Consider the following 279-nt stretch of genomic DNA (forward strand, 5'->3'; position numbering starts at 1 on the left):
AGATCCGCCGCCGCGCTTTCATCCTCCAGGTGCTCGAGCTTCAGTCGCGCGACGGTGTCTTCCTCGCCCGTCTGCCGCACGAAGGCAGGGAAGACGACCTCTTCCTCGAAGCGGTGGCACTCGCGCAGCAGCGGCAAGAGGTCGGCCGCCACGGCGAGGCACTGGCGCCGATCGACCCGCGACGGCAGGTCGTCGGCAATGCCTTCGAGTATGTGGCAGAGCGCGAGCTTCTGCATATGCGCCCGCCGCATATCCGACGGGCTGTGCAGCGGCTCCGGC

The 279-nt window shown here is 68.5% G+C and carries 1 protein-coding gene; it reads right to left on the bottom strand.

All coding sequences use genetic code 11. The features are described 5' to 3' along the window. On the bottom strand, nucleotides 1-236 hold a 236-nt coding region (locus tag EN859_RS37745; protein ID WP_189502625.1), incomplete at its 3' end, for a hemerythrin domain-containing protein. Between the last annotated feature and the right edge of the window lie 43 nt (nucleotides 237-279).

This window comes from Mesorhizobium sp. M00.F.Ca.ET.216.01.1.1 (assembly GCF_004010325.2).
Lineage (GTDB): Bacteria > Pseudomonadota > Alphaproteobacteria > Rhizobiales > Rhizobiaceae > Mesorhizobium.